Consider the following 15,465-nt stretch of genomic DNA (forward strand, 5'->3'; position numbering starts at 1 on the left):
AAACCACCTAAAATGCGATCTACTTTCCCCCGCTGGCCTCTGCCGCGATCTCTGCCACCAAGGGGGCGAACTGCGCCGGTGGCGCGGCTTGGCCCGTGACCCATTGATAAAGATCCTGATCGTTTTCGCACAACAGCGCATCAAACCCGTCAAGTGCGGCCGCATCCATCGCCCCCAGCCGCGCCTCGGCATAGCGGCTCAGGATGATGTCCATTTCCTTGATCCCCCGGCGCATGGCCCGCATCCGCAGGCGCTTGATCCGGTGGGCGGGCGGCTCGTCAGCGGCGCCGGGCGCCTCTACAGGCGTGTCACTCACCGGCCTCCTCCCGCAATTTGGCGCGCAGCGTCTTTTCCAGCCGCCCCAGACGGTCGGTCGCGCGGGTCATCTGCGCACGGATGTCGCGGATCTCGGTCAGCATATCCATCACATCGCGCGACAGCTCGCCCATCTCGGGCGCGCCCGGCCCCTCGCCCTCACCCGACAACAGCCACAAAAGCGAGACATTGAGCATCCCCGCCATCATCGACAGCTTGTTGGCCCGTGGCTCCGACAGGTCATTCTCCCACGCCTTCAGCGTCTTGAGCTTGACGCCCAGCCGCTTCGCCAGATCAGACTGGCTCATGCCAGAGCGCTCGCGCGCGCCGGTCACACGGTCGCCAAAGGTGGTGGCATCGGGATCGAACCAGCCGTCGGTGTTGTCTGCGGTCATCGTCTTCCTTTCAAGTGATCGTGCTTGATCATGCACTGAGCGCACCCTAAGACATTCCATGAGTGAATTCAAACCGGAGCCGGTCATGTCCCGTCTTTCCGCGACATTGTCGCGTGTCAAACCCTCGCCCACCATCGCCGTGACCACCAAGGCACAGGAACTCAAGGCAGCCGGGCGGGACGTGATCGGGCTTGGGGCTGGAGAGCCGGATTTCGCCACGCCCGCACATATCCGCGCCGCGGGCATCCGCGCCATCGAAGAGGGCAAGACCAAATACACCGCCGTTGACGGTATCCCGGAATTGAAGGCCGCAATCTGCGCCAAGTTCAAGCGCGACAACGGGCTCGACTATGTGCCAGCCCAGGTCAGCGTCGCATCAGGCGGCAAGCAAATCCTCTACAATGCCCTCATGGCCACGCTCAATCCCGGAGACGAGGTGCTGATCCCCGCGCCCTATTGGGTCAGCTACCCCGACATGGTGCTCTTGGCAGGCGGCGAGCCGGTGATTGCCCCTGCGGGTATCGAAACCGGGTTCAAACTGACGCCAGAGGCGCTCGAAGCTGCGATCACACCCAAAACCCGTTGGTTCATCTTCAACTCGCCCAGCAACCCCACCGGGGCGGGCTATACCTGGGATGAATTGAAGGGTCTGACCGACGTTTTGATGCGTCACCCCCATGTCTGGATCATGACCGACGATATGTATGAGCATCTCGCCTATGACGGCTTTGAATTCTGCACCCCCGCTCAGGTGGAACCAGCGCTTTATGATCGAACGCTGACCTGCAATGGTGTCTCCAAGGCCTATTGCATGACCGGCTGGCGGATTGGCTATGCGGCAGGTCCGCAAGACCTGATTGGGGCCATGCGCAAGATCCAGTCGCAGAGCACGTCGAACCCCTGCACTATCAGCCAATGGGCGGCGGTCGAGGCGCTGAACGGCAGCCATGATTTCATCGCCGAGAACAACGCCGTCTTTGCCCGCCGTCGCGATCTGGTTGTGGCGATGCTCAATGAGATCGAGGGCCTGGAATGCCCCACCCCCAACGGGGCCTTTTACGTCTATCCCTCCATTGCCGGGCTGATCGGCAAGACCAGCGCAGGCGGGGCCAAGATCGCCGATGACGAGGCCTTTGCCACGGCCCTTCTGGAGGAAACCGGCGTCGCCGTGGTCTTTGGCGCAGCCTTTGGGCTATCCCCGAATTTCCGGATCAGCTATGCGACCTCCGATGAAGCGCTGCACGAGGCCTGCACGCGGATTCAGACGTTCTGCAAAGGGCTGAGCTAGGGGGACGGATGGCGGGTGATCTGCCAGAATATTATTTCAGGGTCCGTGAAAACGGGGCCTTCGTGTTCCGGGTTGATACCGAGAACCGGCAGCGCCGGATCGAGATGGAACAGATCGCCACCGTCAACATCCGCAAATCTGAAATCAAGCCGCATGGCGAACGTGCCCTGACCGACGCCGACAGTGCCGCCATCACAGCGTGGATGGAGGAACGGCTGAAACTGGTCGAATATCGCGACATCGACGATATCCTGCGCGCGGTGGATTACCTCAACACCACGACCCATTGGGTGCAGTCCAAGGCGACCGATGACCAGCTTGAACAGGTGACGGATTCGCTTCTCTTGGCGATGCACGACCTCCGCTCTGTGCTGGTGCGCAAAAAGGCGGATCGGCTGCTCAAGGGCGAGTGAGGCGGCGTGAGGGGCTTGGAGGGGACGTTTGCCCCAATCCCCAATGCGCGGAGTCAAGGCGCGGCGCGTTACCGATACCTCAAGCCCCCCTCACCGCGAACAGCTTGCCCCGCCCAGCACGCAGAACTTGGCGCAATGCGGATGGTTCAGCGCCACGTCGCGCTCGGCCTCGGCCAGCGTCTCGCCCAACTCGAACTCGGGCGCATAAGGCAGCAGCGTGCAGGCCACCACCGCAGGCCGCGCCGCCCCCCGGCGCTTGACCACCATGCGCGACGAGGCGCACATGATGTCCTCGGGCCGCTTGCCCAGAATATCCCAACAGGCCGTGGTGATTTCGGGCACTTCGGCCCCCTCGTCCATCTCGGGGAAAAGCACGGTGGCACCCGGATCATAGGCGTCAATCTCAAACCCGTGTTCCGCATAAAACGCCGCATACCCCGCACGAGACTGCGCCTCGCTCTCGCCCCAGACGGTGCGCCCGGCCACGGTCATTCGGATGCCATTGTCACGCAACCAGCACATGCCCTCCAGCGTCTTGGCAAAGGCCCCCGCGCCGCGCTCTTCGTCATGCAAAGCCTCCGACCAGTGGTCGACCGAAATCCGCAAGGTCAGCTTCTCGCCCCAGGTCTTCCCCAGATCAAGCAGCCCTGCGCGCATCGTCTTGCGCATCATCGGGCGCATGGCATTCGTCAGGATCAACACCTCGAACCCTGCCTCCAGCGCCGCCCGCGCCATCCCGATCATCTCGGGATTCATAAAGGGCTCGCCGCCGGTAAACGCGATCTCACGCAGCGGCCAGCCCCGCGCGCGCACCTGCCCTAGATAGTCGCGCACCTCCGATTCGGAGATATAAACCAGCGCGTCATTGCTGGGCGAACTCAGGATATAACAGTTGCGGCACTCGATGTTGCAGAGCGTGCCGGTGTTGAACCACAAGGTCTCAGGATGGCTTAGCGCAACAGAGGCCCGCACATCACCCTTGGCGGTGCGCGCCGGGTCTTGAAACTTGCCCTGATTGGCTGGGCCGGTGACGGTATCTTTCATAAAGTCATCCACGAACTGATTTTCTTTTCCTATCTACCTCTCCCGCTCTGGCAAGAGAAGCGTTCTGACGCCATTGTGAAGACGCCCCAACATGTTAGAGTTGCCGCGGCGGATACTGCGCCCGAAAAACGGGCGAATGACGAGCAAAGGAGATGGGCCATGGCCTCTCGGGTGATCCCGGTCGATCCCTTCGATCTGGTGATTTTTGGCGGCACCGGCGATCTGGCACGGCGCAAGATTTTGCCCGCCCTCTTCCGCCGCTTTGTCGCAGGCCAGATCGAAGGCGATGTGCGCCTGATCGGTGCCGCACGCGGCGACATGGACCGCGACGGCTATCGCGCCATGGCGCGCGCCGCGATCACCGAATTCGGCGGCGAGGAATCAGCCCGCAAAAAGGATCTCACCGCCTTTCTCGACCTGCTCGATTTTGTCACGCTCGATGCGCGCGGCACCGAAGGCTGGGAACCGCTGGCCGCCCTCATGCGCCCCGACCGCATCCGCGCTTTCTATTTTTCGGTGGCCCCGGCCCTCTTTGGCGATCTGGCCAAACGCCTGCACAAACACGGCATGGCCGATGAACGCAGCCGCATCGTGGTGGAAAAACCCTTTGGCCGTGATCTCGAGACCGCGCGTGACCTCAACCGCACGCTGGCGCGACATTTCAGCGAAGGTCAGATCTACCGAATCGATCATTACCTCGGCAAGGAAACCGTGCAGAACCTGATGGCGATCCGCTTTGGCAACGTGCTCTTTGAACCGCTCTGGAACAGCCAATATGTCGATCATATCCAGATCACAGTGGCGGAATCCGTCGGCGTCGGCGGGCGTGGTGATTACTATGACAAATCCGGTGCCATGCGCGACATGGTGCAAAACCACATGATGCAGCTCTTGTGCCTCATCGCGATGGAGCCGCCGGCGAAATTCGAACCCGACGCCGTGCGCGACGAGAAACTCAAGGTCATCCGCGCCCTTGATCCCGTGGCACGGCGCAATGTGGTGCGCGGCCAGTATGAGGGCGACGGCACGCAACCCGGCTACCGCAATCAGGTGGGCAACCGCGACAGCACAACCGAAAGCTTCGTGGCGTTAAAGGCGCATATTTCCAACTGGCGTTGGGCGGGCACACCGTTCTATCTGCGCACCGGCAAACGCCTGCGCGACCGCGCCAGCGAAATCGCCGTGGTGTTCAAGGATGCGCCGCATTCGATCTTTGGCGCTGATGCCGGGCGACACCGCAACATCCTCACGATCCGCCTGCAACCCAATGAGGGGATCGAGCTGGGCGTGACGATCAAGGAACCGGGGCCGGGCGGCATGCGCCTGATCGACGTGCCCCTCGACATGACCTTTGCCGAGGCGCTAGGGCCGGAAGAGGCGGATTTCCCCGATGCCTACGAGCGGCTGATCATGGATGTGATCCGCGGCAATCAAACCCTCTTCATGCGCGGCGACGAGGTCGAGGCAGCCTGGGCCTGGACGGATCCCATTATCGCCGATTGGGAGGAAGAAGGCGCGACGCCCCTCGACTATGCCACCGGCTCCTCAGGACCAGATGATGCGCTGATGCTCATGCACCGCGATGGACGCCGCTGGCGGGAGATACGACCATGACCTTCGTAGACTATGCCGATGACGAAATGCTGGTCATGGGGCTGGTGGATGTGCTCTCGACCGACCTGCGCAACGCCCTGCGCACCCGCGACCGCGTGCTCTTTGTCGTGCCCGGCGGCACCACACCGGGGCCAATCTTTGACGGGCTTTGTGGCCTCGATCTTGACTGGGACCGGGTCGATATCCTGCTCTCAGACGAACGCTGGCGCCCCGAGGTACATCTGCGCTCCAACACCCGCCTTCTGCGTGAACGCCTCTTGCGCGACCGCGCCGCCGCGGCGCGCTACCTGCCGCTCTATGCCAAATCGCCAGAACCCGAGGAGGTGCTGGCCGAGTTGGAAACCAACATCGCCCCCGCCCTGCCGATTGATGTCTGCCTGCTGGGCATGGGCACAGATATGCACACCGCCTCGCTCTTTCCCGGTGCCGATCGCCTCGCCGATGCGCTGGCCGAGGATGCGCCCATCCTCGTGCCGATGCGCGCGCCGGGTCTGGAAGAGCCGCGCGTCACCCTGTCGGCGCATGTCCTGAATGGGGCCCTTTGCAAACACGTGGTCATCACCGGCACACAGAAACGTGCGGCGTTCGAGCGCGCACAGCATATGCGCCCCCTTGAGGCCCCGATTGCCGCCGTGCTAGCGGGAGCCAGAGTACATTGGTGCCCCTGAGAGGATTTCAAAATGTGGTCAGAGGTGGAAGAGGTCGCCAAAGCGGCGCGAGATATCGACATCACCGGGTTGTTCAGCGATCCCACCCGCGCCGAGACCTTTTCAACCCGTTTTGACGGGATGCTTTTTGACTACTCCAAAACCGCCCTCACCGTCCCTGCCCGCGCCGCCCTGCTGACGCTCGCCCAAACCGCAGGCGTTGCGGCCCGCCGCGCCGCGATGTTCGCGGGCGAGGCGATAAACGAAACCGAGGCGCGCCCCGTTCTGCATACCGCGCTCCGCAATCTCTCGGGCCAGCCGGTGATGGTCGAGGGCAGCGATATCATGGCCGAGATTACCGAAACCCGCGCCCGCATGGCCCGCTTTGCCGATACCGTCCGGCAGGGGCCGATCACGGATGTTGTCAATATTGGCATCGGCGGCTCGCACCTTGGCCCCGAGATGGCGGTGCGCGCGCTGCGCCCCTATCACGACGGGCCGCGCTGCCATTTCGTCTCGAATGTCGATGGGGCCGACATCGCCGATACATTGGCGGGGCTGAACCCGGCAACCACCCTTGTGATTGTCGCCTCCAAGACCTTTACCACCATCGAAACCATGACCAATGCGGCCACGGCGCAGGCGTGGATGACCCGCGCCGGGGTCAATCCCGGGCCACAATTCGCCGCCGTATCCTCTGCCGCCGCAAGGGCCGCTGACTGGGGCATCGACGCAAGCGCTGTATTCGGCTTTGGCGATTACGTGGGCGGGCGCTATTCGGTTTGGGGGCCCATCGGCCTGCCGCTGATGATCGCCATCGGGCCAGACCGGTTCAAAGACTTTCTGCGCGGTGCCGAGGCGATGGACCAGCATTTCCAAACCGCCACCCCGCTCGAGAACATGCCCCTTATGCTCGGTCTCATCGGCCTTTGGCATCATCAGGGCCTGGGCCACGGCACCCGCGCCGTATTACCCTATGACCAACGCCTCGCGCGCCTGCCCGCCTATCTGCAACAGCTTGAAATGGAATCGAACGGCAAGCGCGTGAGCATGTCCGGCGCAGCGCTCAGCCGCCCCTCCGGCCCCGTCGTCTGGGGAGAGCCGGGCACCAATGGCCAACATGCCTTTTATCAGCTGATCCATCAGGGCACCGCCGTGGTTCCTTGCGAATTTCTCGTGGCTGCCACCGGGCACGAGCCAGAGCTTGCGCATCACCACCGCCTGCTCGTGGCCAATTGCCTTGCGCAATCCAAGGCGCTCTTGCGCGGGCGCTCGCTTGACGAGGCGCGCGCGCTGATGCGCGACGCAGGCTACACCGGCCCCGAGCTTGAGCGGCAGGCCGCCCACCGCGTCTTTCCCGGCAACCGCCCCTCGACCACGCTGATCTATGACCGGCTGACGCCGCGCCGTCTGGGCCAGATCATTGCGCTCTACGAACATCGCGTGTTCGTCGAAGGCGTGATCCTCGGGATCAATTCGTTTGATCAATGGGGGGTGGAACTGGGCAAGGTACTGGCGGTCGATGTCGATGCCATGCTCACCGGCGACACCAACCCCACGCGCGACGGATCAACCGCAGCGCTCGTGGCCTTTGCCCGCGCAGCCGGGGTCTGAGACGCGGGCAAGCTCCCACTCTGCTCTGCCCGCAAAATTTGACTTGGCGCAAAGTGTGACACAAAAAATTCATATATCATTCCGGGATTAATCATTGATCCAAAACGGAGTGCCGCATGACCGAGTCGCCCCTGTCCTCCCTGCCTACGCCCGAACCTGCGGCCATCCCCACCACCCTGCCCGAGCTTGCGGTTGAGCAACCAACCCCGGCACCTGCAGCGGCAAACCTCCTTGTCACCCCGGCTGAGAACGATCCCAATTCCCTGCGTGACGCCTTCGAAAGCGGGGCCTATCCCTATGAAACCCGCATGGGTCGCCGCAGCTACGAGACCCAAAAGGCGCATCTTCAGGCCGAATTGCTCAAGGTGCAGCTTTGGGCCCAAGAGACGGGGCAGAAATTTGTGCTGATCTTCGAGGGGCGCGATGCAGCGGGCAAGGGCGGCACAATCAAACGCTTCACCGAACATCTCAACCCGCGCGCCGCGCGTGTCGTGGCCCTCAACAAACCCACCGATCAAGAACGCGGCCAGTGGTATTTTCAGCGCTACGTCCAACACCTGCCCACTTCGGGCGAAATGGTGCTTTATGACCGCTCTTGGTATAACCGCGCCGGGGTCGAGCGGGTGATGGGCTTTTGCCAGCCGCATGAATACCTCGAATTCATGCGCGAGACCCCCGAATTAGAGCGGATGCTGGTGCGTTCGGGGATCCGGCTCTACAAATACTGGTTCTCGGTCACGCAGGGCGAACAGCGCGCCCGCTTTGCCAGCCGCGAAACCGATCCGCTCAAGCAATGGAAACTCAGCCCCATCGACAAGGCCAGCCTCGATAAATGGGACGACTACACCGAGGCGAAAGAGGCGATGTTCTTCTACACCGACACCGCCGACGCGCCCTGGACAGTGATCAAGTCGAACGACAAGAAACGCGCGCGCCTCAATTGCATGCGGCACTTCCTGAGCTCTCTCGACTACCCCGGCAAAGACCCCAAAATCGCTCAGGCCCCCGATCCGCTCATCGTCTCGAACGCACAGCATGTGCTGCACAAAAGCGATCACATCTTGGGCAAATCCCTGCACCCCGAGGACCGCAAGAGCCGATGAGACACGACGACGCGCCCCTTGACGCGGTGCCCCGGTCTGGGCCAAGAGACCGCTCAGGCGGTCAAAGGGCCCGCCTGAGGCGTCAGACAAGGGGCAATCCGTGATCATCAAGGCACTCGACTCGCTCGGCGGGCTTCTTTTCGGGCGGGAAAAATACCGCCGCGGCCATTACAAACTGGCCAAGCGTCTGGCCGCGCGGCAGCGCTTTGAGGTCTACAAACCGCATCTGATCTGGCTCACAGACCCCGAATTCATCGCCGCCCGCGACATGGCCGAGGCCCGCGGCATCGAAGGCAGCCCACATGATCGCTGCTTTACGCTGATGACCTCTGCCCGCATGGTGCGCGCGATTGAGGGTAATTTCGCCGAATGCGGCGTGCGCTATGGCAAATCCTCGCTTTTCCTGCTGACCGGCGCGGGCGCGCAAAGCACCAAACGCCTGCACATCTTTGACTCCTTCCAAGGTCTGTCGGAACCCAGCGACGCCGATGTGCAATCGGGTGGCAAATCGGAGTGGTCCAAGGGTGATCTGGCCGTGCCAGAGGATATCGTGCGCCAGAACCTCAGCGCCTTTGGCGACCGTCTGGAATTGCACAAAGGCTGGATTCCCGACCGTTTCAACGATGTCGCGGATCAGGAATTTTCGCTCGTCCATGTCGATGTGGACCTTTACGAGCCGACACTCGCCTCGGTCGAATTCTTCTATCCTCGGGTCAAGCCGGGCGGCGTCATCCTCTGCGACGATTACGGCTCTGGTGATTGCCCCGGCGCGAAAAAGGCGATTGACGAATTTTTCGCCGACAAGCCGGAAAACGTGCTCTCCCTGACCAGCGGCCAATCCTTTGTGATCAAGGCCTAGGCGAGCTTTCGCGCGGGGCATTCCGCCCCCGCAAACGCGCCTTGCAGCAGGCGCGCCACGCGCCTAAGTCTGACGGTATGAAACCGCTCATCCCGATGGCCCTCGCGGCAACACTCTGCCTGCCCGCCGCCCGCTTGGGCGCGCATCCGCATGTGTTTGTTGATGTTGCCCTGCGCTTTACCGCGGATACCCAAGGGCGCCTGTCAGAGGTCGAGGTGACCTGGAGCTATGATGATTTCTTTTCCCTCCTGATCCTCACCGACATGGGCCTAGACCCCGATGGCGACGGCACCCTGACCGAGGCGGAATTGGCCCAGCTCAAAGGGTTTGATCTGATCGAGTGGCCAGACGGCTTTGAGGGCGATCTTTACATGTATCAGGGCGAGACCAAGATTGCCCTTGATCACCCGATCCCCACCGGCATTGCCCTCACCAATGGCCGCATCATTGCCACCCATACCCGCACCTTCGGCCCAGTCAACGCCGACGCTCTGCGCATCGAGGCGTACGATCCCACCTATTACGTAGCCCATAGCCTTGCCGGTCCCATCACCCTGCCCAAGGGCTGCGTCTATACGATCACCGAACCCGACCTTGACGAAAGCCAGGAACAATTCCGCCAGATGCTGAGCGAACTCAGCGCCGAGGAACAATATTCCGGGGTCGAGATCGGCAATCTCTTTTCCGAGAGCCTTTCGGTCACATGCGCCGCCCCGTCCTAAGCCTTGCGGCCCTTGCGCTCGCAGCCCTTGTGATCTGGCTCTGGGGCTTTGGCGGGGCCGCGCAAGTCTCAACTTGGGCCCGCGCCGGACAAGCCGAGACGCAACAGGCCATGGCCCGCCTTCTGCGCGCATTGCGTGCGGGCGAACCGGGGGCGCTGGCGGGGCTGCTGGGCCTTTGCTTTGCCTATGGCTTCTTTCACGCGGCGGGGCCGGGCCATGGCAAGATCCTGATCGGTGGCTACGGCATGGCCGCACGCGTCAGCGCATTTCGCCTGTCGCTCTTGGCGCTCGCCTCCAGCTTTGCACAGGCCGCAGCGGCGGTGCTGCTGGTCTACTCCGGCGTGTTCCTCTTTGACCTCACGCGCCAGCATATGACCGATCTGGCCGAGGACATCATGGCCCCCGCCAGTTTCGCCGCGATTGCCCTCGTCGGCCTCTGGCTGGCCTTTCGCGGCCTGCGCCGCTGGCGGGCATCCCGCCCCGCCCGGCACCATGACCACCACCACCACGCTGACCATAATCACCATAATCACCATGACCACGACGCGCCTTGTTCCTCCTGTGGGCACAAACACGGGCCAACTCTGGCCGAGGCCGAGGCCGTCACCGGCTGGCGCGACGCCGCCGCCCTGATTGGCGCCGTGGCGATCCGCCCCTGCACCGGTGCGCTCTTCCTCCTCATCCTCACCTGGCGCATGGACCTTGACCTCGCGGGCATCCTTGGCGCTTTCGCGATGGGCCTTGGCACCGCCAGCGTCACCCTCGCCGTGGCCCTCGCCTCTGTCACCTTGCGCGAAGGCGCGCTGGCGCGTCTCGCCGCTGGCGATACCGCCCGTGCCCTGCCGCTCTTTGAAATCGCGGCAGGCGTGATCATTGCGGCACTCTCGACGCATCTCATGCTGGGCACGCTCTGACGAGGGTTGCACCCCGCCCCGCCCCCGTCTAACGCCAAGACCATGCAACCCCGGCTCACATATCGCCAACATGCCCGCGCCGTGCTGGGCCTTGGCCTGCCCCTGATCGGCAGCCATGTGGCGCAATTCGCCATCACCTTCACCGATGCAATCATGCTGGGCTGGTACTCGGTCGAGGCCTTGGCCGCCGAGGTTCTGGGCGGCACCATGTTCTTTGTCCTCTTCATCATGGGCTCAGGCTTTGCTTGGGCCGTGATGCCGATGGTGGCCTCTGCACAGGCCACAGGGGCCATCCCCCAGGTGCGCCGCGTGACGCGCATGGGCCTCTGGGCCTCGATCCTCTTCAGCCTTGCCACGCTGCCGCTGATGCTGGGCTCTGGCGCTCTGTTTGACCGTATGGGCCAAGAGCCCGCCACCGCCGCCCTCGCCGCCGACTACCTCGAAATCGCTGGGCTGGGCATTCTACCCGCGCTCATGGTGATGGTGCTCAAATCCTATCTCGCGGCGCTCGAACGCACCGCCGTCGTGCTCTGGGTGACGCTGGGCGCGGTGGCGCTCAACGCTGCCATCAACTATCTGCTCATTTTCGGGCATTTCGGCTTTCCCGAACTTGGCGTGCAGGGCGCGGCCATCGCCTCGCTCGGGGTCAATATCGCGTCCTTTGTGGTGCTTGGCGTCTATGTTCATCGCTCCGCCCCTGAACACGCCATCTTTCAACGCTTCTGGCGCCCCGACCCCGAGGCACTGGGCCGCGTCTTTCGGCTAGGCTGGCCCATTGGCCTGACCAATCTGGCCGAAGTTGGCCTTTTCGCGTCCGCCTCGGTGATGATGGGGTGGCTCGGCACCCTGCCCTTGGCCGCCCATGGCATCGCCATGCAGATCACGTCGGTCATTTTCATGATCCACCTTGGCCTCTCCAACGTCGCGACCGTGCGCGCAGGTCAGGCGCATGGCCGCGGCGATGGCACGGCCCTGCGCGACGGCGCGCGCGTGGTGCTTGGCCTCTCCGCCGCTGTGGCGCTCGCGACCATGGCACTCCTTCTGCTGCTGCCCGATCTGCTGGTGGGCCTCTTTCTGGCCCCCGACGATCCTGATCGGGCCGAAGTCATCGCCATTGGCCATCAGCTTCTTGCCGCCGCCGCCCTCTTTCAACTGGTGGACGCCGCCCAAGTGCAGGCGCTTGGCCTCTTGCGCGGGGTGCAAGATACCCGCGTGCCCATGGTGATCGCCGCCCTCAGCTATTGGGCGGTCGGCGTGCCCGTTAGCTACCTTCTGGGCTTCACCTTTGGCTTGGGTGGCCCCGGCATCTGGCTTGGCCTGGCCTCGGGGCTGGCGCTGGCAGGGGTGTTCATGTTGGTGCGGTTCTGGCGCTGGTCCGTGCGCCAAATTCCATCACAGCCCAGCAGTCTGCGGCAACAGGGGTGATTGCGCGGCCCCGCTTGCGTTGGTAAAGGAAACTAACCAATTTCGGAGGACGCCATGCCCGTCATCACCAATATCGCCGATCTCAAACAGATCTACCGCCGCCGCGTCCCCAAGATGTTCTACGATTACGCCGAATCCGGCAGCTGGACAGAACAGACCTTCCGCGAGAATACCACCGACTTTGACAAGATTTACCTGCGCCAGCGGGTTGCCATCGACATGACCGGGCGCAGCACCGCCAGCCAGATGATCGGACAGGATGTGGCCATGCCCGTGGGCCTCGCCCCGGTCGGCCTTACCGGCATGCAACACGCGGATGGCGAGATCAAGGCAGCCCGCGCCGCCGAGAAATTCGGCGTGCCCTTCACCCTCTCCACCATGTCGATCTGCTCGATCGAGGATGTGGCCGAAAACACCACCAAACCCTTTTGGATGCAGGTCTATACCCTCAAGGACGATGAGTTCATGCAGCGCCTCTTTGACCGGGCGCGCGATGCAAAATGTTCGGCGGCGATGATCACCGTCGATCTGCAAATGCTGGGGCAACGCCACAAAGACCTGAAAAACGGCCTCTCCGCCCCGCCCAAGCTGACCCCCAAAAGCGTCGCCAATATGATGACCAAGGTCCATTGGGGCCTGGGCATGCTGGGCACAAAGCGGCGGTTCTTCGGCAATATCGTGGGCCATGCCAAGGGCGTGACCGATCCCTCCTCGCTCAGCACCTGGACCTCCGAGGCCTTTGATCAGGCGCTCGATTGGGACCGCATCCGCCAATTCCGCAAGATGTGGGACGGCCCGTTGATCATCAAGGGCATCATGGACCCGGTCGATGCGCGCGAGGCGCTCAACGTGGGGGCCGATGCCATCATCGTGTCAAACCACGGCGGGCGGCAGCTTGACGGCGCGCTCTCGGCCATTCGCGCCCTGCCCGCCATCGTCGACGCCGTAGGCGACAAGATCGAAGTGCATCTTGATAGTGGCATCCGCTCGGGTCAGGACGTGCTCAAGGCGCTCAGCCTTGGGGCCAAGGGCACCTATATTGGCCGCGCCTTTGTCTATGGTCTGGGCGCGATGGGCGAGGCGGGCGTGACCCGCGCGCTCGAAGTCATCCACAAGGAATTGGACAGCACCATGGGCCTCTGCGGTCGCCGTGACGTGAAAACGCTCGATCGCGATATCCTGTTGGTGCCCGAGGATTTCACCGGTCGCTGGACGGTGTAAGGCGCGTCACTTCCCCAACAACCGCCGCAAGAACCCGCGCCGCGCCTGCACCTCAGGTGCGGGCGCAGGGCCCCTAGCAGCAGTCCACGCCGCCAGAACGGCGCGCGCCTCCTCGTCCAACGGCACCTCCGACGCAGGGTCTTCTGCGACATCCACGTCAAACGCCCCGCGATGCTCCGCCCGCCGAACAAGATCGTGATTGCTCCCCTTCCAGCGGTCCACCACCGCCTGCCGCAGGGCATGCGGCATCAAGAACCGCCGCTTTGGCACCGCGATCACGCCCGGCGCTTCGGCAAAGAACCGATCCAGCGCCACATCCACCTGCCCCGCCGAGGCCCCCGCCGCCCGCATCTCTTGCTTAAGCAGCCGCGCAGGCTCGATCAGGCCCGTGGGCGGGCTGACATTGGCCAGTGGCACATCGGCATCTTCGCCATAGCACAGGCTCCCCGCGCCAATCTGCTCCAGCACGAAATTCACCGGATCGCGCCGCGCACTCCCCGGCTGTATCACGGCAGTGAACACCCGATCCCGACCAACATATTTCCCCCAATACAGGGTAAAAAGCGCATAGTTCAGCACATCTTGCTGCGTGCGCTTTTCCAGCAGTTCCGCGATGGTGCCATCCCAGGTATGGGCACCTTTGACATGCTGCTTGAAATCAGACTCAAGCCAGTGATCCTGCCTGCGAAACAGCGCAATCACCGAAACCTCGAACCCCCGCGCGCGCAACGCCTCAATGTACTGGATGACCGCCGCCGATTTATAAAGCGCCGAAAACGCTTCTGAACTCAGCACCACATCGCCCGTCCCGCTGGAAAAGAAATCCAGCGCCGCCGCGATCGCCTCTTCCCGCTGTCGCAAAATGGAAATCGCCAGACGCGCGGCATTGCCCTGCCCCTCTGCCTCTGGCCCTTCGGGCATCTCATAGGCAATCCCCAGCCCCCGCAGCGCCTCTTGCCGTTGCACCAACGCCGCCTGTATCGTCGTCGTTGCACATTTGGGCATGCCGACATGCAGGAAAGCGCGGCGTGGCATTTGGGTCAGGCTCCTCTTGCGTCACGGGACCGACGGATAGGTCAGGCATCCCCCCCAAGCAACAAGATTCCGCTTTTCAAATCCGCAAAACCCGGCTATTGGCGCAGCTTCATGCGGGGACTACAGCCTTGGAGGAGCCCCGCCCTAACTTATGGAGAGATTAAATGGCTGGAGAAATTCCTGATCTTCAAGCCCAGGAACGCGCGGGGACAGGCAAGGGCGCCGCTCGCGCAGCCCGTCGTGCGGGTATGGTTCCGGGTGTCGTGTTTGGTGGCGATAAAGAGCCGCTGGCGATCAACATTCCGTTCAACGCACTGCTCAAGCGCCTGAAAAAGGGCCGCTTCAAGTCGACGCTCTTCAACCTTCAGGTTGAAGGCCATGACGATGTGCGCGTGATCTGCCGCGACGTTCAGCGCGATGTGGTCAAGGATCTGCCGACCCATGTCGACCTGATGCGCCTGCGCCGCACCACCCGGATCAACCTGTTCATTCACGTTGATTTCATCAACGCCGAACAGTGCAAGGCCCTGCGCAAGGGCGGCGTGCTGACCGTTGTGCGCCCCGAGGTGGAACTCAACGTGCTCGCCGGCGATATCCCCGATCACGTCACCGTGGACCTCTCGAAGGTCGAGAAAATCGGCGATGTCGTCACGATCTCGATGGTCGATCTGCCCGCAGGCTCCGAGCCGGTCATCAAGGACCGCGATTTCGTGATCTGCAACATCTCCGCGCCGTCGGCACTGCGCTCGCAGGGCGATGACGAAGAAGAAGAAGATGGCGAAGAGGACTGATCCTGCCGGACCAGACCTTATTCTATACCGCGCGGCCCCATCGGGGCCGCGTTTTCTTTTGCCCC

General features: G+C 62.9%; 16 protein-coding genes. 12 read left to right on the forward strand and 4 right to left on the reverse strand.

Features of this window, described 5'->3' with window-relative positions; all coding sequences use genetic code 11:
* Positions 1 to 19: 19 nt before the first annotated feature.
* The gene (locus RAK1035_RS16760; RefSeq protein ID WP_008282256.1) at positions 20 to 316 is read right to left on the reverse strand and encodes an FAD assembly factor SdhE; all 297 of its coding nucleotides are present in this window, start codon (positions 314 to 316) and stop codon (positions 20 to 22) included.
* Positions 309 to 710, reverse strand: coding sequence for a helix-turn-helix domain-containing protein (locus RAK1035_RS16765; protein ID WP_008282257.1), 402 nt, complete (start codon positions 708 to 710; stop codon positions 309 to 311). The genes RAK1035_RS16760 and RAK1035_RS16765 overlap by 8 nt, the downstream gene beginning before the upstream one ends.
* Positions 711 to 795: 85 nt before the next feature.
* On the opposite strand from RAK1035_RS16765, the gene RAK1035_RS16770 reads away from it, so the two are divergent.
* Both RAK1035_RS16770 and RAK1035_RS16775 read left to right on the forward strand, forming a co-directional pair.
* A complete protein-coding gene (locus RAK1035_RS16770) occupies positions 796 to 1,998 on the forward strand; it encodes a pyridoxal phosphate-dependent aminotransferase (protein ID WP_008282258.1) in 1,203 nt (400 codons plus the stop codon).
* 8 nt (positions 1,999 to 2,006) lie between these two features.
* Positions 2,007 to 2,411, forward strand: a complete 405-nt coding sequence (locus RAK1035_RS16775; protein ID WP_008282259.1) for a hypothetical protein — start codon at positions 2,007 to 2,009, stop codon at positions 2,409 to 2,411.
* A 90-nt stretch (positions 2,412 to 2,501) separates the two neighbouring features.
* Here RAK1035_RS16775 and RAK1035_RS16780 read toward each other — a convergent pair whose 3' ends face one another.
* Positions 2,502 to 3,455, reverse strand: coding sequence for a radical SAM protein (locus tag RAK1035_RS16780; protein WP_037298467.1), 954 nt, complete (start codon positions 3,453 to 3,455; stop codon positions 2,502 to 2,504).
* 159 nt (positions 3,456 to 3,614) lie between these two features.
* On the opposite strand from RAK1035_RS16780, the gene zwf reads away from it, so the two are divergent.
* From zwf to RAK1035_RS16825, 9 genes are all read left to right on the forward strand, one after another.
* A complete protein-coding gene (gene zwf / locus RAK1035_RS16785; protein ID WP_008282261.1) occupies positions 3,615 to 5,069 on the forward strand; it encodes a glucose-6-phosphate dehydrogenase in 1,455 nt (484 codons plus the stop codon).
* Positions 5,066 to 5,737, forward strand: coding sequence for a 6-phosphogluconolactonase (gene pgl / locus RAK1035_RS16790; RefSeq protein WP_008282262.1), 672 nt, complete (start codon positions 5,066 to 5,068; stop codon positions 5,735 to 5,737). Before zwf ends, pgl begins: the two co-directional genes overlap by 4 nt.
* Positions 5,738 to 5,749: 12 nt before the next feature.
* Positions 5,750 to 7,330 carry a glucose-6-phosphate isomerase gene (pgi, locus tag RAK1035_RS16795; RefSeq protein WP_008282263.1) on the forward strand — a complete coding sequence of 527 codons (1,581 nt, stop codon included), beginning with the start codon at positions 5,750 to 5,752 and terminating at the stop codon, positions 7,328 to 7,330.
* Positions 7,331 to 7,446: 116 nt separating this feature from the next.
* Complete coding sequence (gene ppk2 / locus RAK1035_RS16800) at positions 7,447 to 8,433, forward strand: polyphosphate kinase 2 (RefSeq protein WP_008282264.1); 987 nt, start codon at positions 7,447 to 7,449, stop codon at positions 8,431 to 8,433.
* A gap of 100 nt (positions 8,434 to 8,533) precedes the next feature.
* Entirely contained in the window at positions 8,534 to 9,292 is a 759-nt protein-coding gene (locus RAK1035_RS16805; protein ID WP_008282265.1) for a TylF/MycF/NovP-related O-methyltransferase, read from the forward strand.
* A gap of 77 nt (positions 9,293 to 9,369) precedes the next feature.
* Complete coding sequence (locus RAK1035_RS16810; protein ID WP_008282266.1) at positions 9,370 to 10,014, forward strand: DUF1007 family protein; 645 nt, start codon at positions 9,370 to 9,372, stop codon at positions 10,012 to 10,014.
* Complete coding sequence (locus RAK1035_RS16815; RefSeq protein WP_008282267.1) at positions 9,996 to 10,928, forward strand: nickel/cobalt transporter; 933 nt, start codon at positions 9,996 to 9,998, stop codon at positions 10,926 to 10,928. The genes RAK1035_RS16810 and RAK1035_RS16815 overlap by 19 nt, the downstream gene beginning before the upstream one ends.
* 42 nt (positions 10,929 to 10,970) lie before the next feature.
* Positions 10,971 to 12,353, forward strand: coding sequence for an MATE family efflux transporter (locus RAK1035_RS16820; protein ID WP_008282268.1), 1,383 nt, complete (start codon positions 10,971 to 10,973; stop codon positions 12,351 to 12,353).
* 54 nt (positions 12,354 to 12,407) lie between these two features.
* Entirely contained in the window at positions 12,408 to 13,574 is a 1,167-nt protein-coding gene (locus RAK1035_RS16825) for an alpha-hydroxy acid oxidase (RefSeq protein ID WP_008282269.1), read from the forward strand.
* Between the two features lie 6 nt (positions 13,575 to 13,580).
* On the opposite strand, the gene RAK1035_RS16830 is transcribed toward RAK1035_RS16825, so the two are convergent.
* Entirely contained in the window at positions 13,581 to 14,609 is a 1,029-nt protein-coding gene (locus tag RAK1035_RS16830; RefSeq protein ID WP_008282270.1) for a hypothetical protein, read from the reverse strand.
* A gap of 164 nt (positions 14,610 to 14,773) precedes the next feature.
* On the opposite strand from RAK1035_RS16830, the gene RAK1035_RS16835 reads away from it, so the two are divergent.
* Positions 14,774 to 15,400 carry a 50S ribosomal protein L25/general stress protein Ctc gene (locus RAK1035_RS16835; protein ID WP_008282271.1) on the forward strand — a complete coding sequence of 209 codons (627 nt, stop codon included), beginning with the start codon at positions 14,774 to 14,776 and terminating at the stop codon, positions 15,398 to 15,400.
* Positions 15,401 to 15,465: the final 65 nt, after the last annotated feature.

The organism is Roseovarius sp. AK1035, assembly GCF_003288315.1.
Lineage (GTDB): Bacteria > Pseudomonadota > Alphaproteobacteria > Rhodobacterales > Rhodobacteraceae > Roseovarius > Roseovarius mucosus_A.

What these genes read in the sequence shown, in the direction of transcription:
- RAK1035_RS16765 (WP_008282257.1), bottom strand. Translation starts at nt 710, where the DNA reads ATGACCGCAGACAACACCGACGGCTGGTTCGATCCCGATGCCACCACC.
- RAK1035_RS16770 (WP_008282258.1), top strand. Translation starts at nt 796, where the DNA reads ATGTCCCGTCTTTCCGCGACATTGTCGCGTGTCAAACCCTCGCCCACC.
- RAK1035_RS16775 (WP_008282259.1), top strand. Translation starts at nt 2,007, where the DNA reads ATGGCGGGTGATCTGCCAGAATATTATTTCAGGGTCCGTGAAAACGGG.
- RAK1035_RS16780 (WP_037298467.1), bottom strand. Translation starts at nt 3,455, where the DNA reads ATGAAAGATACCGTCACCGGCCCAGCCAATCAGGGCAAGTTTCAAGAC.
- zwf (WP_008282261.1), top strand. Translation starts at nt 3,615, where the DNA reads ATGGCCTCTCGGGTGATCCCGGTCGATCCCTTCGATCTGGTGATTTTT.
- pgl (WP_008282262.1), top strand. Translation starts at nt 5,066, where the DNA reads ATGACCTTCGTAGACTATGCCGATGACGAAATGCTGGTCATGGGGCTG.
- pgi (WP_008282263.1), top strand. Translation starts at nt 5,750, where the DNA reads ATGTGGTCAGAGGTGGAAGAGGTCGCCAAAGCGGCGCGAGATATCGAC.
- ppk2 (WP_008282264.1), top strand. Translation starts at nt 7,447, where the DNA reads ATGACCGAGTCGCCCCTGTCCTCCCTGCCTACGCCCGAACCTGCGGCC.
- RAK1035_RS16810 (WP_008282266.1), top strand. Translation starts at nt 9,370, where the DNA reads ATGAAACCGCTCATCCCGATGGCCCTCGCGGCAACACTCTGCCTGCCC.
- RAK1035_RS16815 (WP_008282267.1), top strand. Translation starts at nt 9,996, where the DNA reads ATGCGCCGCCCCGTCCTAAGCCTTGCGGCCCTTGCGCTCGCAGCCCTT.
- RAK1035_RS16820 (WP_008282268.1), top strand. Translation starts at nt 10,971, where the DNA reads ATGCAACCCCGGCTCACATATCGCCAACATGCCCGCGCCGTGCTGGGC.
- RAK1035_RS16825 (WP_008282269.1), top strand. Translation starts at nt 12,408, where the DNA reads ATGCCCGTCATCACCAATATCGCCGATCTCAAACAGATCTACCGCCGC.
- RAK1035_RS16830 (WP_008282270.1), bottom strand. Translation starts at nt 14,609, where the DNA reads ATGCCACGCCGCGCTTTCCTGCATGTCGGCATGCCCAAATGTGCAACG.
- RAK1035_RS16835 (WP_008282271.1), top strand. Translation starts at nt 14,774, where the DNA reads ATGGCTGGAGAAATTCCTGATCTTCAAGCCCAGGAACGCGCGGGGACA.